Here is a 23,202-nt window from a genome sequence, read left to right as displayed (position 1 = left end):
TCGAAGGAAATGGCAAAGGAGCGATTATTAATGAGTAGTGAACCAAAGAAAGTAGCGTGGATTATTGTTGGGCTAATGCTTGGGATGCTGCTGGGAGCCCTGGATCAGACGATCATCTCGACAGCGATGCCAACGGTCATTCGAGATCTGGGCGGGATTGCGATGTACAGCTGGGTGTTCTCCATCTACATGTTAACCTCCACGACAAGTATGCCCATTTTTGGAAAATTGGCGGATCTGTATGGCAGGAAGCGTATTTACCTCGTAGGGATTGGCATCTTCGTAATAGGCTCTGCGCTATGCGGGCTGGCGACGAACATGACGGAGCTGATCATCTACCGCGGACTGCAGGGTATTGGCGCCGGTGCATTAATGCCGATAGCCATGACGATTATTGGCGATATTATGCCAGTAGAGAAGCGCGGGAAAATGCAAGGTTTGTTCGGCGGTGTCATGGCTTTGTCCAGCATTATCGGGCCGGCTATCGGCGGTTTTATCGTGGAACATTTGAACTGGAGCTGGATTTTCTATGTGAATCTACCATTTGGCATCGCGGCGATGGTGATTATCGGTTCAGCACTTAAAGAAAGCCGCACCAACGAGAAACGCTCCATAGATTGGTTGGGCGCACTAACCTTAAGCGGAGCTATTGTTTCGGGTTTGCTCGGTCTGGTGCTAGGGGGCGATCCGAAGGCAGCGGGAAGCCTGCATTATGCGTGGGGTTCTCCACAAATTATCGGTCTTTTCTCAGCGGGTGCCATTCTTCTAGGGCTGTTCCTCTGGGTTGAAACCAAGGCCAAAGAGCCAATGATCCCTCTGCATTTGTTCAAAAATAAAGTCATTTCCGTCACCAGCATGATTGCCGTTTTGATGAGTGTGGGCATGTTCGGTGCCATTACTTACATTCCTTTATTCGTGCAAGGCGTCATTGGCGTCAGCCCTTCGATTGCTGGATATATCTTGACGCCTCTTATGTTATCCGTTGTGGCATCAGCCATTATTGGCGGAAGGATGTCGAGCAAAGTTTCCTATCGAACCTTAATAGGTACGGGAATGATTCTCATAGGTATCGGATTCGCCTTCATGTCGACGATGGATGCGGGTACTTCCAAGCTTCTTATCATCCTCTATATGATCGTGGCTGGGCTCGGTATGGGACTTATTATGCCAACACTAAACATTGCGGTGCAAGGTGAAGTTGCGGCGACTAGTCGCGGTATCGTAACATCGCTCGTTCAGTTTTTCCGTTCCATCGGAGCAACGGTGGGGGTGAGCATCATGGGGGTCATGATGACGAATCGGATGACAGAAGGACTTTCCGGTATGGGCGAAAAATTCCGCCAAATCCCTGCGGAGCAGCTGGGGAAATTTGCAAATCCACAGCTGCTGCTGGATGCGAATGCGCGATTGAAGCTGCCTGCCAAAATTTTGACAGAGCTCCAGCAGGTGTTTGTGCATGGCTTGAGCGGCATATTCTTAACTGGGAGTCTCATTGTTTTTGCCGGAGTTATCATCACGTTTTTCTTAGGCAAGGCAAGGATGCTGCCGCAAGAGACAAAGCCCATCGACAACGATGTACGTCCGAATAAAGACTCGGTACTGCAGCAATCTGAATTCGTCTAAACCTGATTGCTGTTGTATGCTAGAAGGAATAAAGATCTAATAAAAGGATACAAGACTTAAAAAGTGAGGCTACACTATGGCACCTATTATGATCGTAGATGATGATCCTTATATACGCGAGCTGGTCCGCGTCTTCATGCTGAAAGAAGGCTTCGATGTCATCGAAGCCTCGGACGGCGCCGAAGCGCTCAAACAACTCGAAACCGTCCAAGTCGACATGGTGATCATGGATATCATGATGCCGAATATGGACGGGTGGGAGCTGTGCAAAGAGCTGAGGGAGCATTACGATATTCCTCTGCTCATGCTCACAGCCAAAGGCGAAACCTCGCAGAAGGTCAAAGGCTTCGAGCTGGGCACCGACGATTACCTCGTCAAGCCATTCGAGCCTGTGGAGCTGGCGATGCGAGTGAAAGCCCTGCTGAAGCGTTACAAAATCGCTTCTTCCCAAACGGTTCAGGTCGGAGACCTGAGCATGAACCGCAAAACCTACGAAGTAACCGTAGGCTCGGAGAGCGTCACCTTACCGCTCAAAGAATTCGAGCTGCTATACAAGTTGGCGAGCTACCCAGGCAAAACCTTCTCACGTGACCAGTTGATCGAGCAGATTTGGGGCTTCGATTACGAAGGCAACGAACGCACCGTTGATGTGCACATCAATCGGCTCCGCGAGCGGTTTCCCGAGGAGCGGCATGCTTTTCGAATCGCGACCATTCGCGGGTTAGGTTATCGGATGGAGGTGCTGCGAACATGAGCAGGAAGAAGCGGATGAGGTCAGTGAAGAGCACAATGACAAAAGCTCAGCGGGTAAATGGCTTTTTGTCTGCTGTAAGCATTTTTTTGCTTATTATTCTGTATTGGTTGGGAGCCTTTTACGGAACAGAATGGCTATATACTTCTATCAACAAACGCCCTTCCGTGGTATTTGTCCAATTGATCAACTCGCTTAGCGGCATGTTTCTTTGGGGATTAACCATGGCCTTCCTAGGCAGGTTTTTCCGCAGTAAGCAAATGCTCTTTTTTAAAACGATGGTTCAGGCGATTCAAAGTATGTCTAGAGGGGATTTCAACGTGTCCGTCGATAATAATCCACATGGTGGTCCTTTCGTAGAGCTGGTGGATTCGATCAACAACATGGCCGTTGAATTAGGGCAGTTGGAGAAAATGAGGCAGGAATTCATCTCCAACGTATCTCATGAAATACAGTCGCCCTTGACCTCGATTAGCGGCTTCTCTCGCGCTCTACAAAATGAACAGATTACACTTGCGGAACGTAAACATTATCTAGAAATCATTGAAGCTGAGAGTACACGGCTATCCAAGCTTAGCGATAACTTACTGAAACTATCATCGTTAGAATCTCAGCACCACCCATTTGAGCCGAAAAATTACCGGCTGGATAAGCAAATACGCAATCATATTCTGGCCTGCGAACCGCAGTGGGTGGATAAAGACATAGAAATGGACGTTGACCTAGAGGAGATTACGCTAATTGCTGACGAGGACCTCCTAAGTCAGGTATGGACGAATCTGATTCATAACGCAATCAAATTCACGCCTAATGGCGGCATGATCGGCGTTCATCTCACAAGCAGCGGGAAAGAAGCGGTTATCCGAATTTCGAATAATGGAGAGGGCATTTCGGAAGAGGATCAAGCGCATATTTTTGAACGTTTTTATAAAGCGGATAAATCCAGAAATCGAACGTCCGGCGGTAATGGACTTGGCTTGTCTATCGTGAAGAAGATCATCGATATGCATCAGGGGACCGTTACCTTACACAGCTTGCCAGAAGAGAAGACTACTTTTACCGTTCGACTTCCACTGCTGGAGTAAGAAGTGAACGCAAATAGAGACCCCCGCTTATCTATGATAACCGGAGGTCCCTAAGGGTCAATAATGGTATTCAATTGTACCTACACAACTCCAATCAATCAACTAACGTTGCAAATTACGACTTTACTTACGAACGGATCCTTTCCTCGAATAAACGCTTTTCACATTTACCGTGTTGGATTCCCACATGCCCCATGAACGAAAAACCGTTCCCGCACCTTTTCTTCCGTCGTTTTGAAGTAAAAGTGGGCATGTTTCGCTAACGTGGTCCATTGGACTATCCCCTTCCTAAGTTGAGAATATCCTGGCTCCTATCAGGGTGCCGTACCGTCTGTGCGGCTTGTCCTTCAAGTGGGCCTGCTTTTATAATAGCCCATTATTAAAATATTGTAAATATTCAGATTATTCGATAAATTCCTATTTTTGCCGACAAATTTAGGTTATTCGTGGAATTCCTTCGGTATACTTTGTTTTTTGGCGAAATCCTGATTTCTCGTTTATGGCACTGAGTCATACCAGCAATTCGGGGTGGAAGAGACTTTGTGAGAGTTGATGGCGCGGGAAAAGACGAGGGAAATGTTCTTGGGGCGAACGAGGTAATGACTGGCTTGCAGGGACAGTTCAACACAATCAAACTTCATGGTGGGTGTGGGGTATCAAATACATTCCGCTCGCCCACAACACGCTCAGGACTGCCCGAACACCATTTGATGTATAACATGCAGTTAATTTCGCTACGGTCTGGCTTTGCGATTCAATTTGCTGCATTTCCTGCATCAAAATCCCCTGAAACAACCCTTTTGGAGTGATTCTGGAAAAATTTACTGCACATTTTGCATATAAACCCTTCGAACAGACAATCAACGTATAATTTTGATGTACAAAATGCAGCTAATGTGGTCTTCGCGCTCTACCAAGCTTTCTTTGGAAACCCCTTCTTCCAACCGCAGCACGAACCAATTAGCGCCATTCCTGTCTACCTGGCTCTCTAATGTGAACTCTCCAGCTCGTAAGGATGTTTTTCATTGTTAAAGTTGGGATACTGCTCGATTGCATGACTTTAACGATGAAAAACATCGTTATACTTCTAGCTACTGGGCTTTAATGTGAATTCCACCGCTCGTAAGGATGTTTTTCATATTTAAAGTTGGGATACTGCTCGATTGCATGACTTTAACGATGAAAAACATCGTTATACTTCTAGCTACTGGGCTTTAATGTGAATTCCACCGCTCGTAAGGATGTTTTTCATATTTAAAGTTGGGCTGCTGCTCGATTGCATGACTTTAACGATGAGAATCATCGTTATAGTTCTAGCTACTGGGCTTGTATGTGAATTCCCCACTCGTAAGCGTGTTTTTCATTGTTAAAGTTGGGCTGCTGCTCGATTGAATGACTTTAACGATGAGAATCATAGTTATATTTCTATCTACTGGGCTTTAATGTGAATTCCCCACTCGTAAGCGTGTTTTTCATTGTTAAAGTCGGGCTACTGCTCGATTGCATGACTTTAACGATGAAAAACATCGTTATACTTCTAGCTACTGGGCTTTAATGTGAATTCCACCGCTCGTAAGGATGTTTTTCATATTTAAAGTTGGGCTGCTGCTCGATTGAATGACTTTAACGATGAGAATCATCGTTATAGTTCTATCTACTGGGCTTTAATGTGAATTCCACCGTTCGTAAGGATGTTTTTCATCGTTAAAGTTGGGATGTTGCTCGATTGCATGACTTTAACGATGAAAAACATCGTTATAGTTCTAGCTACTGGGCTTGTATGTGAATTCCACCGCTCGTAAGCGTGTTTTTCATCGTTAAAGTCGGGCCTGCTGCTCATCACTCATCGCATAATAGACAGAGGCTTAGAAATCTAGGCTAATCGGGGGAGGCACTCTGAGTACTAGACGCCTAAAACTGGGTTAGTGGCAAGTAGCCATCCCAAACATGCAACTATTTCCGAGCAGCTTGCAGCTGGCTGAGGAGCTTTTTTGGAGCTGTTCGGGCATAGCCTTCTAATATCAGGTCTTCGATTTCACTCCAAGGAACCTTGTCTGTATCTAGAATCGATACCCAGCCATGCTGTCCGATATAGGCCGTTTTGTGGTAGGGTGTATCCTCTTGCTGAAGGAGGAACTCTTGTGTGGTCAGGTTCGTTTTGATAGCTGTAGAGGGTTGACCGTCCGTTTCACCCATCATCACGAAGGGTTTATCTTTCACGCGGAAGGTGATATGACCGAAGCCATCCACCTTTTCTTCAGCTTCCGGCAGTTCCATGCAGTAAGCTCTAACTTTGGCGACTAATTCTAAGCCCTTAACGCTCACAAACTGATGTGTCATATGAAGCACTCCTTAGGAATTTTATAAAAGAGGACGAGAAAAATCCTTGAATCTTGTGCCCTGATACGTTAGTGTTCCCTGGTCACCCTCTACGATATAACCAAACTGTTCCCGTCCTACCCATAATTCAAGCCGGTTTCGGTCTTCAAATTCAAAGGTGGCATAATAACTCGTACTTGCACTTGAATCTCCAGAACCACCGCTGACATGCATTCTCTTGGCTACGACCTTACAGATCCGACTTTGGATGGGGGAGGCATTATTGGAGGACCACGTCATAAGTGATTTGATAATCAAAATGATAATAGTTCCAATGATGAGAACGAATACACTCGTAAAGATAATTAAAAAAATATTTCCGCCGCTTCCACCAGGAAAAGGCCCCATGTTAAACCCAGATGACATGTCTTTCACTCCTTAGCGTAAGCATATTCCTCGTTTTTCTACAGAAATCGTTTAACGAATCGGTAACCCATCTCATGAAAGCCTAATGGCTCACTGGAGGCTCGTGAAGCATCGTTCTTCTCTGATCCAGTGATCCACCACATACCGGAGCAGGCGTGCTTACTGGTTAGCTGCTCGGCGTAGCTTTTTAATTTATCTGCGGCTGCTTGGCGACTCTTCGTTTCATCTACAGAAATGACGGAGATTTCACTGAATTTCAAAATCATATCGGCACCATGGCGAATGCGAAAGCCTAGCGTACCGAGAATTTGATTCTGCTCCTCATACACATAGAGTGATTCATCCGGGTTCTCACGCATAAAATGCAGCCTATTTTCAATATGTAACGGTGAAATGGCCTTGCCGGTACGCTCTGAAACAAAGCTGCTAATTTGTTTGGTATCTTGGGATGTAGCCTCCCGAATGGTATACGTCATAGTCGTCCTTCTTTCTATAATCCAATGATTCTGTTAATTATACCATATATTGGAACATAAGTTCTATATTTGCTTGAAAGAAGGAACGTTACTTAAGAAATCAGCATCCTAGAGAAAGAGGTTCTTTTTCTGTTCGCATTCCAAATGTTCTGATAAAATAAATGAAAGGGAGGTGCCAGCCATGCAATGGGAAGAAGTCCGCAAAATTTATCCAGACCAGTATGTTAAAATTCAAATTCTTACGTTCCATATAGTCGGGAACGTCAAATTTGTAGATGAGGTTGCCCTAATTCGAGCTATTCAAAATTCCAAAGAAGCAACGCAAGAATTACTGAATTCGAAGGACGGCGTTATCGTATCTCACACTTCAAATGAAGAATTGAAGATTGAACTGCGTTCACTTCGAGGCTTACGAGGAGTCGTGCAATATGAAAATTGATTATTTGGATGGTCTATTGCAAACCTCCGTTACCTTAAATTACAAAGGACGAGCCCTCACCATCGACAAATTAGTTATCGATACAGGAGCATCACATACCTTGCTTTCCGCAGACATTGTTGCTGATATAGGAATCTACTTCGAAAATGGTGATGAGATTGTTAATTCTTTTGGCGTTGGTGGTGAAGAAAGTTGTTTTCGAAAATTGTTCGATATCGTCGAGTTAGGGTCTTTTCAAGTTGAGAGCTTCAAGCTTGATGTAGGATCATTACATGAAAATCTCTCGATCAATGGCCTTATTGGTTTAGATTTGCTAATGGCAGCAAACCTCATCATTGACCTTTCAGAACTTCTCATGTACCCAGCTGTTAAAAGAAAATAGTTTGGCAAATTGAAGCGACTATAGCATGCTGAGCACCCAATACCTACGTAAAATAACCGCTTGTTATTCTAACTACATCAGAATTACTCCGAAACCGCATGTATCCTCACTTTTAAAGTACTGTCTCCCACCTACATAAGAAAGTAACGATGAATCAAATCAAAAAGTGGTTGAGCAGGAAATACATTCTGCTCAACCACTTTTCGTTTATTATCTCAAACTTTGGCTAAAACCTATTAAAAAGCGTAAAAAGAATGCGATTACGCTTGAGCGTGGATCGTATTCAATGTTGTGCGATCACTAGCCTGCACGAGCTTGATCAGCAGTTCCTTCGCGGCGGCATAGTCATCCACGTGAAGAATGGACGCGGATGTATGAATGTACCGCGCGCAAACACCGATAACGGCAGAAGGAATGCCGCTTCCTTGCACGTGCACCTGTCCGGCGTCTGTCCCGCCCGCCGAGATGAAGTACTGATACGGAATCTTGTGCGTCTCCGCCGTATCGAGAATGAACTCGACCATCCCACGGTGGGTGATCATCGTGGGATCAAAGATACGCAGCAGCGCCCCGCGCCCTAGCTGCCCAAAGGCATTACGGTCGCCGGTCATATCCCCGGCGGCACTGGCATCCAGCGCGTAGAACAAGTCCGGCTGGATGAGGTTCGCAGCCGTGCGTCCGCCGCGCACGCCAACCTCTTCCTGTACGGTCGCACCCGCGTACAGGATATTAGGGAGCTTCGGCCCGCCGTGAAGCTCCTTCATCAGCTCAATCGCCAGGCCGACGCCGTAGCGATTGTCCCAAGCCTTGGCCATAATCCGCTTCGGATTGGCCAGGGGTGTGAACGGGCAGATGGGAACAATCTGCTGCCCGAGACGAACGCCGATGCGCTGCGCATCGGCTTTATCTTCAGCGCCGATGTCAATATACATCGTCTTGATATCTGCAGGCTTGCTGCGGGCCGCTTCGTCCAGCAAGTGCACGGGTACCGAGCCGATCACGCCGATGATCGGCCCTTGATCCGTCATGATCTGCACGCGCTGCGCGGGCAGTACTTGACTGAACCAGCCGCCGAGCGGCTGGAACTTGATCGTGCCATGCTCCGTGATTCCGCTTACGATGAAGCCGACCTCGTCAAAATGGCCGGCTACCATAATGCGCGGGCCAGTCTCATCGCCGCGCACGACGCCAAACAAGCTGCCGAGTCCATCCTGAATGAACTCGTCTGTATATTTCTCCAATTCACCGCGAACAAACTTGCGGATTTCCCGCTCAAAACCGGGCGCTGCTTGCATTTCAGTCAGCGTCCGAAAAAGCTCTAACGTTTCTGTATTCATGTGGGTTCCTCACTTTATCGAAATAGGCTTGGGTACAAATATGAGATCTATTTTACCATAATGGAGAAAAAAATGGGTTTAAGGCAGTTTCCCTCTTTACAAAACTAATGATATTAGTTATTATACTAATATAAATAGTAATCGGGAGGCGTTATTATGAAAATCACACGAATCGGTTCTTTGTATCAACTGGCTTTTATGCCGAGATTTTTTCCGGTGAACTGTTATTTGGTGGAGGAAGAGAATGAATTAACGCTTATTGATGCGGCGCTGCCGTTCAGTGTCAAAGGCATTCTTCAAGCGGCAGAGCAGATTGGAAAGCCGATCACTCGCATCGTCCTTACACATGCACATGGAGACCATATTGGGGCACTTGACGGTTTGAAAAAGGCGCTGCCGAATGTTAAAGTTTTTATCTCAAGAAGAGATGCCAAGCTGCTCTCGGGCAGCAAAGAATTAGAAGCTGGCGAACCGAATTCGCCGATTAAGGGAGACGTTCCTAAGTCAGTACAGACGAAGCCGGATGTCCTGCTGGAGGATGGCGACCGCGTAGGATCGCTGCAAGCTGTATCAGCTCCTGGGCATACGCCAGGGATGATGGCTTTCCTAGATGTGCGCAGCCGGGCATTGGTTGCTGGGGATGCTTTTCAAGTTCGTGGCGGTGTAGCGGTCTCGGGTGTAATAAAGTTCTGGTTTCCGTTCCCAGCGATGGCGACGTGGAATAAGGAAGTGTCATTGGAGAGCGCACGAAAGCTGAGACAGCTAGAGCCAAGCCTTCTGGCCGTCGGACATGGACGGATGATTGAGCAGCCGATCCCAACTATGGATCGTGTTGTGGAAGAAGCAGCCAAAAAGTTTCATCCAGATACAGCAACAATTTAGAGACAGAAAAGAGGGACTTTCGTGGCATATAGACAGGGGTTAGACGCAGAGACCGTACTCCAAGCAGCAATTGAAATGGCCGATTTACAAGGTGTTGAGCAGCTTACACTAGCCGCATTAGCCGCTAAATTAAACGTAAAAACACCGTCACTATACAATCATATCAAAGGCTTGCCCGATCTCAGAAAGCAGCTTTCCCGGCGCGGCCTCGTACTCATTAAAGAAGCAATGGTCGAAGCTGCTATTGGCAAAGCCGAAGATGACGCGCTGCTGGCAGCAGGCTTCGCTTACGTCATGTTCGCTAGGAAGCAGCCAGGATTATACGAGGCAATATCCTCATTGCCTGACTACGAGGATCCTGAGTTAAAGGAAGCGGGCAACCAAGTTGTGCTCTTCATACTGCGCATTTTAACGCCTTATGGACTCAGTGAAGAAGATGCGCTGCACGTGGTGCGCGGATTTCGGAGCATGGTGCATGGCTTTGCCTCACTAGAGCATAGAAACGGCTTCCGTATGGAGCTGGAAAGAGACGAGAGCCTGCGGCGTTTGCTCCAAACGTATTTAAGAGGATTGCGAGTAGCGGTGAAATGAGAATAAGCGCGAGGGGCCGTGGTGGCTTCTTGCGCTTTTTTTAGTAGAAAAGAAAGTATAAGTTTTATACTTTTGCTTCGCATCTACCTTGACAAACGCGCTCGTCCCAGTGGGACGACGGAGTCGTTTATCCTTGGATATAGGCTTTGGAATAGGGGTAAGCGAGGCTGTCGATTGGATCCCAATCCGATTTTAAAGTCGTGTAGCAGATTGTGAAGATAAATAGGCTATCGTGGGAACCAATGTTGTAAAATCTGCAACAATTCGCACGCTCAAAGGCTATTTTGCAAGTAGAAGTTGTAGTTTGTACAACAATTCGAACCCATTTGTCGCGAAATGGCCTGAAAGAGGCTAAATTGTTGTACAGTATGCAACATCGAAGGTGGAAAGGCGGGATTTAGGCATTAATTGTTGTATTTTCTACAACATCATTCGGCCGAGAATGTGAATTCCGGCGTAATTTGCTTAGAATCAACTATGACAAACTCGCTCGTCGAAAAGAACGGCTTAAGCCAAATATCCTTGCTACAAGTTGGGTTCAGTACAAGCCTCCACCTGTAGGCCAGAATCCACAAACCCCCTATCAATCGCACGCCATAAATATAGCGAGGCAAAGCTGCGATAAGGCGCCCAGTTCGGTGCGATTTCGCCTAAGTAGTTACCATCCTTGCGGTCGGTAAGGGTATGCAGCCATTTGGCCGCACGCTGGAGACCGGCATCGCCAATCGACATGACATCGGGTCGGCCTAAGGTGAAAATGAGGAACATTTCCGCCGTCCAGGCGCCGATGCCTTTGACATTTGTGAGCTGTTTGAGCAGCTCTGTGTTATCTAAAGCTTGCAGATTGTCGAGTTCAACTTCCCTGGCTAACACTTTTGTACTGAGGTCCCGGATGTAACGGATTTTGGGATAGGAGACCCCGCATTGTCGGATAGCCTCTTCTTCAACAGCGAGTACAAGCTCAGGCGTGACGTCCGGTAGAATTAGCTTTACTCTGGCTTTAATCGTTGCAGCCGCTTTGGCAGAGAGCTGTTGGGAAATAATCGACATCACGAGCGACTCAAACGGCTTGAAGCTGGGCGTGAGCGTAAGATCGCCGATCAGTTCAATGAGACTAGCAAGCTTGCTGTCTGCTTGGAATAGGGTCATTATGGCTGGATGCTGTTTATTCAGCAGAATTGTAGATACCTCAGGTTGGATAGATTGACGTTGTGACTCCTCGAATTCCGTAGTTTCCATGGCGAGAAAACCTCCTTAGGTTCAGTATTTCCATCATAATGGTCAACAGACTATTAGGCCTAGTAAAATTTGTTAAGAGCTTAATGGTGATAGGTAAGCTTATCCAATCGTACGCTCTTTTAGTATAATGAAAGTAAGATAGTGATAGAAGGGGATCCGAGCTCTGATGAGGGATGATAATCAAGCAATATCCAGAAGAAATGTGGGCATTTTTGCCCACGTGGATGCGGGTAAGACGACAACGACCGAGCATATTCTTTATCATAGCGGGCGAATTCGCTCATTGGGTAGTGTAGATAACGGGACAGCACAGACGGATTCTATGGATGTGGAAAGAGAGCGGGGGATTTCGGTTCGCAGCGCAACGACCTCTTTTTCATGGAAGGATACGTTGATTAACCTTGTGGATACGCCAGGGCACGTCGATTTCTTGTCGGAGGTGGAGCGTTCACTTCGGGTGATGGACGGGGCTATTCTGATTGTTTCTGCGGTAGAAGGTGTGCAGTCACAGACGGAAATGATCTGGCACACGCTGCAATCCCTCAAGATACCAACCTTGTTGTATATGAATAAAATGGACCGCGTCGGCGCGGATCCCGAGCGCGTGCTGCGCGACATTCACAAGCAACTCACGGAGATGGCGGTGCCGATCTATGCACCGCTGGGCAGAGAGGACACGTTTCGCGGTGCGGCGAACGTGCTCATGGATGACGCGGCGGAGACGGTCGCCGCGGAGGGGGTGCGCGGATTCGACTTGCCATCCGCGGTGGAGAAGTTATCGGAGCTCGACGAGCGGATGCTCACGAGCTACATCGAAGGCGCGCAAGTCGAGGCGCGCGAGGTGAAAGCGACCCTGCAGCAGTATGCGCGGCAGGGGCAGGCTTTTCCTTTGCTGGTGGGCGCCTCCAGCAAAGGGCTTGGTATCAAGGAGCTGATGGAAGCGATCCTTGATTATTTGCCTGGGCCGAGCGGCTCTGCGGAGCAGCCGCTTTCGGCCGTGGTGTTCAAGGTCGAGCGGGACAAGACCATGGGGAGAATGGCGTACGTCCGCCTCTACGAGGGGACGATCCGCAACCGGGACACCGTCGTCAATGTCACGCAGGGCGTGGAGGAGAAGGTGACCCAGATTCGCAAAATCGACGGCCGCAAAGCCGAAGATATCGGGTTTGTCACGGCCGGTGACATTGCAGCCGTCTGCGGCTTAACGCAGGTGCGGATCGGCGATGTGCTGGGTCGGACAGACAGTGTGCCGCCTGCGCCGCAGATGGCGGTTCCGCTCTTGACTGTGCAGGTTCACGCCGAGAGTGAGGCGCAGTATCCAGCACTCGTCGCAGCGCTGCAGGAGCTAACGGACGAGGACCCGCTGCTCGATCTGCAGTGGCTGCAGGAGGAGCGCGAGCTGCATGTGAAAGTGATGGGCGCGATTCAGCTCGAGATTCTCACGAGTCTCTTGAGCTCGCGTTTTGGACTACAAGTAAAGTTCGACCAACCTTCCGTGATCTACAAAGAGACGCCTTCGCAAGCGGGTGAAGGCTTCATTGCCTATACGATGCCCAAGCCGTGCTGGGCGATCTTGCGCTTCCGTATCGAGCCTGGTGTGCCGGGCAGCGGGCTCGTGTATGAGTCGCTGGTACGCGGCGAGCATCTGCTCGTGCAGTACCAGAACGAGGTGGCGCGCCGCGTGCCGGAGGCGCTCCAGCAGGGGCTGCTCGGTTGGGAAGTCACCGACTTGAAGGTGACGCTCGTCGAGGGCGAGCATCATGTGTGGCACACTCACCCGCTCGACTTCGCTGTCGCTACGCCGATGGGCATCATGCAAGGCCTTGCGCAGACGGGCACGACGCTGCTCGAACCGATGCTTCAGGTTCGTATCACCGTGCCTGAAGAGTTCGGTGGCAAGGTGCTCAGCGACCTTGTGCAGATGAGGGCGGCTTTTGATCCGCCGCAAATGACAGGAGGCAGATTCGTAGTTGAGGGTCGTCTGCCAGTCGCTACGTCACTGGAATATCCAGTGAAGCTGAGTGCGATGTCCGGTGGTCGAGGCGTCATTACCTCCTCTTTCTCAGGCTATCAGCCTAGTCCGCCGGACGTTCATGCGGAGCGCAAGCGGCGTGGCGTCAATCCGCTTGATCAGTCGAAGTATATTTTGGCCGTGCGTAAGGCACTGTCGACCTAATTAGATGGATGAAGGATGATCATTGTCATTGACATGATGTACTCGCCTCAGTACAATGAAGGTAAGTTAATAACATGTGACGGAGCACTGGAGACTCACTTGGATTGCCCATTGAATATCATTGGCAATACTTGGTGAGTCTTTTTATTGTCATTTCCGCTCATTCTGGGATAGCTGCAGATGTGCATTTTAATAAGACGGGGGCGATGGTTATGTCTTTGCAAGAGCAGCGGATTTTACCGGCCATTCGCAAAATGAGAGACCTAGAGAAGCTATTTAAGTCAAATTATACGTATATTGTTCTGTTGGATTGTCATATTGCGCAGTTAAAAAGCATCGTGGATCTGGGCAAAGCAAACGGAAAGAAGCTTCTGCTGCACGCTGATTTAATAGAAGGGCTCAAAAATGACGATTATGCGGCGGAATTTCTGTGTCAGAGTATTCGTCCTGCCGGTATCATTTCGACGCGGGGGAATGTAATTACGAAGACGAAACAGAATGGCTTGATTGCCATTCAGCGGCTTTTTCTCTTAGACAGCAGTGCCTTGGATAAAAGCTACACGCTTTTGGAGAGGACAAAACCTGATTTCATCGAGGTGCTTCCGGGTATTATTCCGCACATTATCACTGAAGTGAAGGAGCGTTCGGGCATTCCTATTTTTGCAGGGGGGCTCATTCGTACAGTGGAGGATGTGGAGCTTGCGCTAGGAGCTGGAGCTACGGCAGTCACTACGTCAAATGCGGAGCTTTGGCAGCACTATCATCAATGATCCTGAACATTTGGAGGCATGGAAATGACAATTACGGAGACGAAACCTTCTTATATCCTTTCCCTGGATCAGGGGACAACAAGCTCTAGGGCTATTTTATTTAATCACAAAGGGAGTATTGTGCACGTAGCCCAGAAGGAATTTAAGCAGTATTTTCCGAAGCCAGGTTGGGTGGAGCATGATGCGAACGAAATTTGGCTGTCGATTCAGGGCGTCATTGCTGCGGTTTTATCGGAGTCTGGGGTGCAGCCTGCGGAGATCGCGGGAATTGGCATCACCAATCAACGGGAAACAGCGGTTGTCTGGGATCGGCACACAGGAATGCCTATCTATCATGCGATTGTGTGGCAGTCGCGGCAGACAGCTGATATTTGTGAAGTGCTAAAAGCGCAGGGGCTTAGCGACCTGTTCCGGAAGCGTACGGGGCTGCTGATTGATGCTTATTTTTCGGGGACCAAAATTAAATGGATTCTCGATCACGTTGATGATGCCAGAGAGAAAGCGGAACGTGGGGATTTGCTTTTTGGCACGATGGATACGTGGCTGATCTGGAAGCTGACAGGCGGGAAAGCGCATGTGACGGACTATTCCAACGCTTCGCGCACGCTCATTTATAACATTCACGAGCTGAAGTGGGATGAAGAGCTGCTGGGGCATTTGGACATTCCTGCTTCCATGCTGCCGGAGGTTCGCTCCTCTTCTGAGGTATACGGCTATACGCAGGAAAGCTTCTTATTCGGTTCGGCGATTCCAATTGCCGGTGCGGCAGGGGATCAACAGGCGGCTCTGTTCGGGCAAGCTTGTTTTGAAAAAGGAATGGCCAAAAACACGTATGGCACAGGCTGTTTTATGCTAATGAATACGGGCAATCATGCGATTCCGTCGCGCAGCGGACTTTTGACTACCATTGCTTGGGGATTGAACGGGAAAGTGGAGTACGCGCTGGAAGGCAGTATTTTCGTGGCAGGATCGGCGATTCAGTGGCTGCGGGACGGTCTGCGGATGATAAAATCGGCGAAGGATAGTGAAGATTACGCGAAGCGAGTTGCTTCGACAGATGGTGTGTATGTGGTGCCGGCTTTTGTCGGACTAGGTACGCCATATTGGGATAGCGATGTTCGAGGCGCGGTATTCGGGCTCACTAGGGGGACGTCGAAGGAGCATTTTATTCGGGCAACGCTCGAATCTCTCGCGTATCAGACCAAAGACGTCCTGAAAGCGATGGAGGACGATTCCGGCATTCAGCTTACGAAGCTGCGCGTCGATGGTGGTGCTGTGAAGAACGACTTCCTTATGCAGTTCCAAAGCGACATGCTGGGTGTCACGGTGGAACGTCCGTTGATTAGTGAGACGACAGCGCTTGGCGCGGCTTTTCTAGCGGGTCTGGCTGTAGGTTTTTGGAAGGATCAAGCGGAGATTGCGGCGCAGTGGCAAGTGGATGAGGCTTTTGAACAGGAAATGGAAGCTGAGCTTCAAGAGAGTTTGTACAACGGTTGGAAAAAAGCTGTAAATGCCGCAATGGCTTTTAAATAAGCGTGAGCAATGATATACTAATAACAAGTTAATATTCGGTTGGAGACTAGGAGAAGCCACAGCGGCCTATACGTGTAAACGTGTTAGGTGTGTTGTGGTTTTTTATTTTATATCCGCGAGGGAGAGAATGAGATGACGAAGGAACATAAGCAAGCCAATGGGATAGGGCAACAGGAGTTTAATGCGCTGAAAAGAACAGAAATGCTGCAAGCCATGTCGGAGCAAAAGCTTGATCTTATCGTAATAGGCGGGGGGATTACAGGAGCGGGCATTGCGCTCGATGCACAAAGCAGAGGGCTTCGCACCGCGTTGATTGATATGCAGGACTTCGCCGCAGGGACGTCGAGCCGTTCGACTAAGCTGGTTCATGGCGGGCTGCGCTATCTCAAACAGCTGGATGTGAAGGTTGTTGCAGAGGTTGGTAAAGAGCGTGCGATTGTGTATGAAAATGGGCCGCATGTGACGACTCCGGAGTGGATGCTGCTGCCTTTCTATAAAGGGGGAACGTTCGGGAAACTGTCCACCTCGCTGGGGCTGCGGGTTTATGATTTCCTGGCAGGTGTCAAAAGATCGGAGCGCCGTAAAATGTTCCGCCCAGAGGAAACGCTCACTCACGAGCCTCTTTTGAAGAAGAAGGATCTCAAAGGCGGCGGCTACTATGTGGAATACCGCACAGATGATGCGCGTTTAACCATTGAAGTCATGAAAAAGGCTGTCGAGCTGGGCGCTTTGGCGGTGAATTACGCTAAGGTTGAAGAGCTGCTGATGGAGAATGGCAAGCTGGTTGGTGTGCGTGTGGTGGATCAGATTGGTGGCAAAAAGACGTCATACTCGCTGTACGCAAGTAAGATTGTTAATGCGGCTGGGCCTTGGGTCGATACGCTGCGCGAGATGGACCGCTCCAAGCACGGCAAGACGCTGCACCTGACGAAAGGGGTGCATCTGGTGTTCGATCAGAGCAAGTTTCCGCTGCGGCAGGCGATTTATTTTGATACGCCGGACGGGCGGATGGTGTTTGCCATTCCGCGTGACGGCAAAACCTACATCGGGACGACGGACACGAATTACAAAGGGGATATCGCGAATCCCCGTATTACCGAAGCGGATCGCGCCTATGTGCTGCGCGCCGCGAACGAGATGTTTCCGTCCCTCGGGTTGACGGAGGCTGACGTTGAATCGAGCTGGACCGGGCTGCGCCCTCTGATCCATCAAGAGGGCAAAGATCCTTCTGAGATTTCGCGCCGCGACGAAATCTTCGTGTCGGACTCCGGCCTCATTTCGATGGCCAGGGGCAAGCTGACCGGCTACCGCAAAATGGCGGAGTCGGTCGTGGACAAGATCGCCGCCATGCTGCTGGCGGAGGGCAAGGTCTCGGCGGCGCTGCCGCCGAGCCGCACCCGGACGCTGCCGATCTCCGGCGGCGATGTAGGCGGCTCCGCGAAGCTGGCGCCGTTCTTGCGGGGCAAGGTCAGCCAAGGCCTGCGGCTGGGGCTGACCGAGGCAGAGGCTGCGCTGCTCGCGCGCAGATACGGCTCCAACGTGGACGCTGTATTCGAGCTGCTGGAGCAGCACCGGGCAGAGGCGGCGCAGCGGGGCATGCCCGCCGCCGTGCTCGCTGCGCTCGTGTACGCGACCCGGTGCGAGATGGTCGTGAAGCCGGCGGATTTCTTCATCCGCCGCACGGGCGCCCTCTTCTTCAACATCGCGTGGGCCAAACAGTGGAAGGCGCCTGCGATCGCCTTCATGGCTGAGCGCTTCGGCTGGGACGAAGCGCAAACCGCGGCCTACACCGCTGAGTTGGAGCAGCTGCTCCATGAAGCGGTGAACCCGCTGGAGGCGTAAAGCTCCAGCGGGTTCTGCTGCTCCTGCTATATGTTGTTCTAGCAGTTCCAGCCGTTCCTGCTATAGCTGTTTCGGCTGTTCTAACTGTTCCTGCTATATGCTGTACTAGCAGTTCCAGTCGGTCCTACTTTATGCTGTTCTAGCACTTCTAGGTGTTTCAACTATTTCTGCTATATGCGCCACGGCTACTTTTCCCGCCAATAATTATTGCTGCTCCACGAGTCGGTCCATGCCCACTATTGGGCATGGACGACTATTGTTGTATTTCGTACAACAAATTGGAGCAATTCTGACCGAATTAGATAAATTGTTGCAAAAAATACAACAATTTATCCAAATTCAGGAAAAAATGCGTGTTTTCAGCTGGAATTGTTGTACGAAATGCAACTTTCTAGCCTAAAGTAGGGAAGAAGAGGATATATTGTTGTACGAAATACAACTTTGAAGGCTAGGCAGAGTAGAAGAAGGCGGTTTTAGTTCGGAGTACAACTTGGTGGCTAAGGTAGAGTAGAAGAAGGCGTTTGCTGTTGAAGAAGATGATATATTGCTGTACGAAATACAACTTTGGAGCCTAAGGTAGAGCAGACGAGGATGTAATCTTGTACAGAAAACACTTCCTCAATGGTTAGCCAGTGAATTTCACCAAACATACATGAGTTTTTGCTTAAGCATCCACAGGCGTCATCCTTTATGTGTCAACTTAGTGATTTTCACTTAAAAATAAGCAGCCTGAACCTCCATGTGCTATTATGCCTTTGGAGGTCTTTTTTCTTTAATTCAAAAGTTTATCCTAATCTCCAACTAATTTGTTAAGCGAGTAGGTGTGCATACATATGGGAATAACAGAACTTTTGTCCTACCTCACGGAAGAAAATTTGGCGATGATCTTGGACAAGTATCGTTCACTCGGCCCTTTGCCCGGTCTGCTTCTACCATTTATGAAATCGTTCGTTCCGCCGCTCCCTACACTTGTCATTATTAGTGTAAATGCAGCTGTATATGGACTGTGGCTCGGTTTTCTTTACTCTTGGATTGGTATTGTGTGCGGGTGTTTGGTGACTTTTGCAATCGTTAAAAAAGTAGCCGGCCATCCTTATCTAGAGCGCTGGGCACAAAAGCCCAAAGTTCAAAAAAGTCTCCTCTGGGCACGCCGTCAGGCTTTCAACTATGTGTTTATACTCAGTCTTTTTCCGATAGGACCTTTCGTGGTGATTAATATGGCTGCCGGGCTGGTTGGCATGAGGTTTCGTTCTTTTTTGGTTGCGGTTGCGGCGGGAAAAGCGGTCATGGTGCTGTCGGTTAGCTTCATCGGACATGATCCTAAGCGATTCATTGAGAATCCGTATGAGTTGATCTATGTGGCCTTATTTATTGTGATCTCCCTTGTGATTAGCAAAAAAATTGAGAAGCGTTTTATGTAGATTACGTGTACGTATCATTTGCATCTCGATTTTATATATCGGTTGTTTAAGCGGTTAAGACGAAAGCATTTCAAGAAATTTAGCCGCCGCCACAGACGACGTCATATCTCGACGAGTGGTGATTCCGATGCTGCGGGCAGGAATGGCTTTGGCAGGCTTTAGCTCATGCAGCGTACCTTCAGCCAATTCTTTGACGACATATGACCGAGGGACGAAGGCAACGCCAAAACCGAGTTTGGCAAACTCGATAAGCAGATCAATGCTGCCGAGCTCGATGTCGGCTTCGATCGTGACATCTTGGGCAGCAAACCATTGCTCAATAAAACGCCTAGTGCTGCTTTCGGGGGATAGGAGCAGTAAAGGAAATTGGCTGATATCCTGCGCGGAAAGTAGGTGTTCTGCTTGATCGCGGTAGGCTTCGCCACCCACGAAGCAGTCTTGGAGGGTCATAATCGTTTGGACATCGAGATGGGGATCATCGGCCGTTGGCAAATGAATAAGTCCGAAATCGATACTGCCCTCCTTGACTCTAGCTGTAATTTCGGATGTTTTGCCGTGAGAAAGCCGGATGCGTACGCCGGGAAATTGTTTACGATAAGTGTCCAAATAAGGAAATAAGAAGTGCTTGAATAACGAATCACTCGCTCCGACACGAAGCTCGCCTCCTGTGAGGTGCTTGAGTGCGGACATTTTTTTCTCCCCTGCCTCCAAAAGCGCAAAAGACTGCTCCACATAAAGTAATAATTGCTTCCCCTCAGTTGTTAATTCCACGCCCTTGGATTTCCGATGAAAAAGCTTCATGGATAAAGCTTCTTCCATTTGTTTAATTGCATAGCTGACGGATGGTTGGGTAATGTAAAGCTCCTCGGCTGCTTTAGTTAGATTGCCCGCTTTGGCGGCATGTAGGAAGATTCGGTACCATTCCAAATGGATCATGATATAGAGCTCCTTTATGGGAAGGTGCTTATTTGGTGATTTCATCTATGTCTGTACCTCCCATTATAATTGGATTACAGGATATGCACAATTGGAGAGGGTGGATGAGATGCAGGAAACAACTATGCACGAACCAGATCGGAGAGCTAGATCTCCATGGTCACAACATCTGGAAGGGCAGGAGGTACGGCTGTCGCCGCTTCATGGAGCGGTAGATGCGACTATTACGATACCGGGCAGCAAAAGCTTCACCAATCGCGCACTCCTTATTGCTGCTCTAGCGAAGGGGACCACACGACTGCAGGGTATTTTACAAAGCGATGATTCCTATTGGTGTATGAAAGCGCTCGAAGAGCTGGGAGTTGAAATCGAGAGGGATAGGGACTCGGTTACGGTCAAGGGGAATGAAGGTCATTGGTCTGTCTCGAAAGCGGATTTGTACGTTGGAGCTGCTGGTACGGTAGCACGCTTTTTGCCTGGGGTGCTTGCCGTTGGTCGTGGGGAGTGGACACTTGATGGTAGTAAACGTATGGCCGAAAGACCTCTTGCACCTTTGTTGGATGCGTTATCCAGTTTGGGAGCGGATATCCGATATAAGGGCAATCCGGGATGTGTACCGCTGACGCTGCATGCGGACGGTCTTAACGGAGGAGAAGTGACGGTTTCCGGAGCGGTTTCCAGTCAGTTTACTAGTGGATTGCTGCTCGCAGCTCCTTATGCGAAAGAAACTCTAACTATTCGAATCGCCGATCAAATTGTGCAGCGGGACTACGTCGAGATGACATTGGATATGATGTGGGCGTTCGGTGTGAGGCCAGAGGTTCATGAGGATGGGCAGGCGTTTACGATTCAGCCGAGTGTTTATGAGGCACGAACATTCAGGTTGGAGCCGGATGTATCCACTTGCGGTTACTTCTGGGCACTTGCTGCTCTGACGAATGGACGTGTGCGTATTGAGGGGATTTCCGCGCAGACACGGCAACCGGATATTGAGCTATTGTCTGTTTTGGAGAAAATGGGCTGTTCGGTGACGCATGGTGAACATTACATTGAAGTTAGGGGTACAAACCGTCTTAAAGGCGGCTTCACGGTGAGTATGCAGCGTTGGTCGGACCAGACGCTTACACTTGCTGCGCTGGCCCCTTTCGCGGATGGTCCCATTACACTCACGGATGCTGCACATATCAGGCATCACGAGTGCGACCGCATTGCGGCGATGTGTGAGGAACTTGGTAAGCTTGGTATTCAGGTTGAGGAACATGCGGATGGGTTAACGGTGTACCCAGGTGTGCCGCAACCTGCGCTGCTCGACCCCCACGACGATCATCGAATGGCGATGGCGCTTTCGTTGATCGGCGCAAAGGTAAATGGCGTCAGGATTTCGGATCCGGGGTGTGTTTCGAAAACCTGCCCAGACTTTTTTGATCGTTGGCGCGAGCTAGGTGTCGGGGTGGAGGTTATTTAAGCAAGATCACTCCATACCTGAATATGCAGCTTCGGATACAAAACGGCAGAATCCTCGGCTTGTTTCTCAAGCATTCTGGGGATTCCAACGCCTACTCTTTGGCTGGTGTTAATCCCACTTCGCGTTCGCTCCAAGTCCAAAACTTACGAGCTAGCTCCTCGTCTTGGGCTCTGGCGGAGACAGGCGCAATCTTCCGCCTGTAGAAGTAATCGCCGCTGACCGTGCGTACGTCCGGGCTCGTGGCCAAATACACCGCCGTCTCTGCGCCTTGCGCCGGCGTCAAGAAGAACGGCCGCAGCATCGCATGCACGGCCTTGCCGAATCCGGTGTCGCGATCGACACCGAGGTTTGTGCCAACAGCCCCGGGGTGCACCGAGTTGACCGTGGCAGAAGTGCCTGCGAGCCGCTTCGCGAGCTCGCGGGTAAACAGGATATTCGCCAGCTTCGACTGGGCGTATCCGTTCCAGACCCGATACCCTCGGGTGAGGTGAGGGTTGGTTAGATCGATGCGCCCGATTTGATGGGCGCCGGAGGAGACGTTCACGATCCGCCCCTGCGGGGAGCGGACGATGGCGTCCAGCAGCAGGTTGGTCAGCAGGAAATGGCCGAGATGGTTGACACCCATCATCGCCTCGAAGCCGTCTGCTGTAGTCTGCCGCTTCATGGTGACGACCCCCGCGTTATTCACAAGCACATCCAGCACATTGTGCTTGGCGTGGAACTCCGCGGCGAAAGAACGGATGCTCGCAAGGGAGCCGAGGTCGCAAAGCATAAGCTCGATGCGCTCCGAGCCGCTTTGCTTCCGCGCCTCGATCAGTGCCTGCTCGCCTCTTTGGCGGCTGCGGCACAGCATGATGACGTTGGCGCCTTGGCTGGCTAGCGCCACGGTGGTGGCTAGGCCCATTCCTGAGTTAGCGCCCGTTACGATGACCGTTTGATTTTGCATAGGTTCGTCTCCTTTTTTTGGCATAGCTCATTGCGTCAGGCCTTGTATTGTTAGATGGGTTATCATCAAATCCCGTACAAATAGAGTGGTGTCCGAGAGTAAGGAAGCTGTAGGAGTTTCAGTTTCTGTTGTAAATTATACAATGGAATTTACGATTTATTGAGTAAAATTGGTGTTTCAGGAAATTTCATTGTATAGAATGCAATGGAATCGACTCTTATGCTTCGAAAAGCGCAATTCTGTTAGATTTGATCCAATGGAATTGGCAAGCAGGCTGTCAAATCCCTACTTCCATTGGATTTGATCCAATGGAAGTGCATCCAGGCTTCGAATTCACAAAGTGGGAGCTAAATATACCAAATATGACGTTTGGGAAAGTCCCATCGAACAACGTTCGAGATACTTTTGATCTATACTATCCTTTAAAAGCCAAAAAGAGCACATGGATGTGCTCTTTCATCTCTTCAAGCCCTTCAAGCCCTTCAAGCCCTTCAAGCCCTTCAAGCCCTTCAAGCCCTTCAAGCCCTTCAATCTCTACCTGCTCCTTCAAACTTTTCCAGAGT

The 23,202-nt window shown here is 49.3% G+C and carries 21 protein-coding genes; 13 read left to right on the top strand and 8 right to left on the bottom strand.

Features of this window, described 5'->3' with window-relative positions; genetic code table 11:
* Window positions 1-30: 30 nt before the first annotated feature.
* The 3 genes from ACBP55_RS37305 to ACBP55_RS37295 all read left to right on the top strand — a co-directional run bounded on the left by ACBP55_RS37305 (window position 31) and on the right by ACBP55_RS37295 (window position 3,459).
* Window positions 31-1,623: an MDR family MFS transporter gene (locus ACBP55_RS37305; protein WP_464648584.1), complete on the top strand. Its 1,593-nt coding sequence runs from the start codon at window positions 31-33 to the stop codon at window positions 1,621-1,623.
* Between the two features lie 76 nt (window positions 1,624-1,699).
* Window positions 1,700-2,377: a response regulator transcription factor gene (locus tag ACBP55_RS37300; protein WP_464648583.1), complete on the top strand. Its 678-nt coding sequence runs from the start codon at window positions 1,700-1,702 to the stop codon at window positions 2,375-2,377.
* Window positions 2,374-3,459, top strand: coding sequence for a sensor histidine kinase (locus ACBP55_RS37295; protein ID WP_464648582.1), 1,086 nt, complete (start codon window positions 2,374-2,376; stop codon window positions 3,457-3,459). Before ACBP55_RS37300 ends, ACBP55_RS37295 begins: the two co-directional genes overlap by 4 nt.
* Before the next feature lie 1,953 nt (window positions 3,460-5,412).
* Here the strand turns inward: ACBP55_RS37295 and ACBP55_RS37290 are convergent.
* From ACBP55_RS37290 to ACBP55_RS37280, 3 genes are read right to left on the bottom strand one after another with little or no spacing between them, the layout of a single operon-like run.
* Entirely contained in the window at window positions 5,413-5,799 is a 387-nt protein-coding gene (locus ACBP55_RS37290; RefSeq protein WP_464648581.1) for an MmcQ/YjbR family DNA-binding protein, read from the bottom strand.
* Window positions 5,800-5,820: 21 nt separating this feature from the next.
* Window positions 5,821-6,204 (bottom strand): DUF2500 domain-containing protein, encoded by a 384-nt coding sequence (locus ACBP55_RS37285; RefSeq protein ID WP_464648580.1) that lies wholly within the window; start codon window positions 6,202-6,204, stop codon window positions 5,821-5,823.
* Between the two features lie 38 nt (window positions 6,205-6,242).
* Window positions 6,243-6,680: a GNAT family N-acetyltransferase gene (locus ACBP55_RS37280; protein ID WP_464648579.1), complete on the bottom strand. Its 438-nt coding sequence runs from the start codon at window positions 6,678-6,680 to the stop codon at window positions 6,243-6,245.
* 181 nt (window positions 6,681-6,861) lie between these two features.
* Here ACBP55_RS37280 and ACBP55_RS37275 point away from each other — a divergent pair, with 181 nt between their 5' ends.
* Together ACBP55_RS37275 and ACBP55_RS37270 are read left to right on the top strand one after the other, a co-directional pair.
* Complete coding sequence (locus ACBP55_RS37275; RefSeq protein WP_464648578.1) at window positions 6,862-7,119, top strand: hypothetical protein; 258 nt, start codon at window positions 6,862-6,864, stop codon at window positions 7,117-7,119.
* The gene (locus tag ACBP55_RS37270; protein WP_464648577.1) at window positions 7,109-7,501 is read left to right on the top strand and encodes a retropepsin-like aspartic protease; all 393 of its coding nucleotides are present in this window, start codon (window positions 7,109-7,111) and stop codon (window positions 7,499-7,501) included. The genes ACBP55_RS37275 and ACBP55_RS37270 overlap by 11 nt, the downstream gene beginning before the upstream one ends.
* Window positions 7,502-7,761: 260 nt before the next feature.
* On the opposite strand, the gene ACBP55_RS37265 is transcribed toward ACBP55_RS37270, so the two are convergent.
* Complete coding sequence (locus ACBP55_RS37265) at window positions 7,762-8,838, bottom strand: M42 family metallopeptidase (protein WP_464648576.1); 1,077 nt, start codon at window positions 8,836-8,838, stop codon at window positions 7,762-7,764.
* A 156-nt stretch (window positions 8,839-8,994) separates the two neighbouring features.
* Here ACBP55_RS37265 and ACBP55_RS37260 point away from each other — a divergent pair, with 156 nt between their 5' ends.
* Both ACBP55_RS37260 and ACBP55_RS37255 read left to right on the top strand, forming a co-directional pair.
* On the top strand, window positions 8,995-9,720 hold the full coding sequence (locus ACBP55_RS37260) for an MBL fold metallo-hydrolase (protein WP_464648575.1): 726 nt from the start codon (window positions 8,995-8,997) through the stop codon (window positions 9,718-9,720).
* A 21-nt stretch (window positions 9,721-9,741) separates the two neighbouring features.
* Window positions 9,742-10,311 carry a TetR/AcrR family transcriptional regulator gene (locus ACBP55_RS37255; protein ID WP_464648574.1) on the top strand — a complete coding sequence of 190 codons (570 nt, stop codon included), beginning with the start codon at window positions 9,742-9,744 and terminating at the stop codon, window positions 10,309-10,311.
* A gap of 525 nt (window positions 10,312-10,836) precedes the next feature.
* On the opposite strand, the gene ACBP55_RS37250 is transcribed toward ACBP55_RS37255, so the two are convergent.
* Window positions 10,837-11,550, bottom strand: coding sequence for a DNA-3-methyladenine glycosylase family protein (locus ACBP55_RS37250; RefSeq protein ID WP_464648573.1), 714 nt, complete (start codon window positions 11,548-11,550; stop codon window positions 10,837-10,839).
* A 166-nt stretch (window positions 11,551-11,716) separates the two neighbouring features.
* Here ACBP55_RS37250 and ACBP55_RS37245 point away from each other — a divergent pair, with 166 nt between their 5' ends.
* The 5 genes from ACBP55_RS37245 to ACBP55_RS37225 all read left to right on the top strand — a co-directional run bounded on the left by ACBP55_RS37245 (window position 11,717) and on the right by ACBP55_RS37225 (window position 19,292).
* A complete protein-coding gene (locus ACBP55_RS37245; protein ID WP_464648572.1) occupies window positions 11,717-13,726 on the top strand; it encodes a GTP-binding protein in 2,010 nt (669 codons plus the stop codon).
* A gap of 212 nt (window positions 13,727-13,938) precedes the next feature.
* Entirely contained in the window at window positions 13,939-14,496 is a 558-nt protein-coding gene (locus ACBP55_RS37240; RefSeq protein WP_029197644.1) for a glycerol-3-phosphate responsive antiterminator, read from the top strand.
* A 24-nt stretch (window positions 14,497-14,520) separates the two neighbouring features.
* Window positions 14,521-16,029: a glycerol kinase GlpK gene (glpK, locus tag ACBP55_RS37235; protein WP_464648571.1), complete on the top strand. Its 1,509-nt coding sequence runs from the start codon at window positions 14,521-14,523 to the stop codon at window positions 16,027-16,029.
* Window positions 16,030-16,161: 132 nt separating this feature from the next.
* Window positions 16,162-17,871 carry a glycerol-3-phosphate dehydrogenase/oxidase gene (locus ACBP55_RS37230; protein ID WP_464648570.1) on the top strand — a complete coding sequence of 570 codons (1,710 nt, stop codon included), beginning with the start codon at window positions 16,162-16,164 and terminating at the stop codon, window positions 17,869-17,871.
* Between the two features lie 833 nt (window positions 17,872-18,704).
* Entirely contained in the window at window positions 18,705-19,292 is a 588-nt protein-coding gene (locus ACBP55_RS37225) for a TVP38/TMEM64 family protein (RefSeq protein ID WP_029197641.1), read from the top strand.
* Between the two features lie 54 nt (window positions 19,293-19,346).
* Here ACBP55_RS37225 and ACBP55_RS37220 read toward each other — a convergent pair whose 3' ends face one another.
* Window positions 19,347-20,228 carry a LysR family transcriptional regulator gene (locus tag ACBP55_RS37220; protein ID WP_464648569.1) on the bottom strand — a complete coding sequence of 294 codons (882 nt, stop codon included), beginning with the start codon at window positions 20,226-20,228 and terminating at the stop codon, window positions 19,347-19,349.
* A gap of 109 nt (window positions 20,229-20,337) precedes the next feature.
* Here ACBP55_RS37220 and aroA point away from each other — a divergent pair, with 109 nt between their 5' ends.
* On the top strand, window positions 20,338-21,693 hold the full coding sequence (gene aroA / locus ACBP55_RS37215) for a 3-phosphoshikimate 1-carboxyvinyltransferase (RefSeq protein ID WP_464648568.1): 1,356 nt from the start codon (window positions 20,338-20,340) through the stop codon (window positions 21,691-21,693).
* Between the two features lie 91 nt (window positions 21,694-21,784).
* On the opposite strand, the gene ACBP55_RS37210 is transcribed toward aroA, so the two are convergent.
* Together ACBP55_RS37210 and ACBP55_RS37205 are read right to left on the bottom strand one after the other, a co-directional pair.
* The gene (locus tag ACBP55_RS37210) at window positions 21,785-22,639 is read right to left on the bottom strand and encodes an SDR family oxidoreductase (protein ID WP_464648567.1); all 855 of its coding nucleotides are present in this window, start codon (window positions 22,637-22,639) and stop codon (window positions 21,785-21,787) included.
* 415 nt (window positions 22,640-23,054) lie between these two features.
* Complete coding sequence (locus ACBP55_RS37205; RefSeq protein WP_464648566.1) at window positions 23,055-23,189, bottom strand: hypothetical protein; 135 nt, start codon at window positions 23,187-23,189, stop codon at window positions 23,055-23,057.
* Window positions 23,190-23,202 lie beyond the last annotated feature (13 nt).

Source organism: Paenibacillus sp. WG02, from assembly GCF_055396115.1.
The sequence above is the reverse complement of the archived record's forward strand: the minus strand, read 5'-3'. Positions and strand labels throughout refer to the sequence as shown.

Bases quoted from the DNA above. Each gene is read 5' to 3' on its own strand.
- ACBP55_RS37305 (WP_464648584.1), top strand. From the start codon at position 31: ATGAGTAGTGAACCAAAGAAAGTAGCGTGGATTATTGTTGGGCTAATG.
- ACBP55_RS37300 (WP_464648583.1), top strand. From the start codon at position 1,700: ATGGCACCTATTATGATCGTAGATGATGATCCTTATATACGCGAGCTG.
- ACBP55_RS37295 (WP_464648582.1), top strand. From the start codon at position 2,374: ATGAGCAGGAAGAAGCGGATGAGGTCAGTGAAGAGCACAATGACAAAA.
- ACBP55_RS37290 (WP_464648581.1), bottom strand. From the start codon at position 5,799: ATGACACATCAGTTTGTGAGCGTTAAGGGCTTAGAATTAGTCGCCAAA.
- ACBP55_RS37285 (WP_464648580.1), bottom strand. From the start codon at position 6,204: ATGTCATCTGGGTTTAACATGGGGCCTTTTCCTGGTGGAAGCGGCGGA.
- ACBP55_RS37280 (WP_464648579.1), bottom strand. From the start codon at position 6,680: ATGACGTATACCATTCGGGAGGCTACATCCCAAGATACCAAACAAATT.
- ACBP55_RS37275 (WP_464648578.1), top strand. From the start codon at position 6,862: ATGCAATGGGAAGAAGTCCGCAAAATTTATCCAGACCAGTATGTTAAA.
- ACBP55_RS37270 (WP_464648577.1), top strand. From the start codon at position 7,109: ATGAAAATTGATTATTTGGATGGTCTATTGCAAACCTCCGTTACCTTA.
- ACBP55_RS37265 (WP_464648576.1), bottom strand. From the start codon at position 8,838: ATGAATACAGAAACGTTAGAGCTTTTTCGGACGCTGACTGAAATGCAA.
- ACBP55_RS37260 (WP_464648575.1), top strand. From the start codon at position 8,995: ATGAAAATCACACGAATCGGTTCTTTGTATCAACTGGCTTTTATGCCG.
- ACBP55_RS37250 (WP_464648573.1), bottom strand. From the start codon at position 11,550: ATGGAAACTACGGAATTCGAGGAGTCACAACGTCAATCTATCCAACCT.
- ACBP55_RS37245 (WP_464648572.1), top strand. From the start codon at position 11,717: ATGAGGGATGATAATCAAGCAATATCCAGAAGAAATGTGGGCATTTTT.
- ACBP55_RS37240 (WP_029197644.1), top strand. From the start codon at position 13,939: ATGTCTTTGCAAGAGCAGCGGATTTTACCGGCCATTCGCAAAATGAGA.
- glpK (WP_464648571.1), top strand. From the start codon at position 14,521: ATGACAATTACGGAGACGAAACCTTCTTATATCCTTTCCCTGGATCAG.
- ACBP55_RS37230 (WP_464648570.1), top strand. From the start codon at position 16,162: ATGACGAAGGAACATAAGCAAGCCAATGGGATAGGGCAACAGGAGTTT.
- ACBP55_RS37225 (WP_029197641.1), top strand. From the start codon at position 18,705: ATGGGAATAACAGAACTTTTGTCCTACCTCACGGAAGAAAATTTGGCG.
- ACBP55_RS37220 (WP_464648569.1), bottom strand. From the start codon at position 20,228: ATGATCCATTTGGAATGGTACCGAATCTTCCTACATGCCGCCAAAGCG.
- aroA (WP_464648568.1), top strand. From the start codon at position 20,338: ATGCAGGAAACAACTATGCACGAACCAGATCGGAGAGCTAGATCTCCA.
- ACBP55_RS37210 (WP_464648567.1), bottom strand. From the start codon at position 22,639: ATGCAAAATCAAACGGTCATCGTAACGGGCGCTAACTCAGGAATGGGC.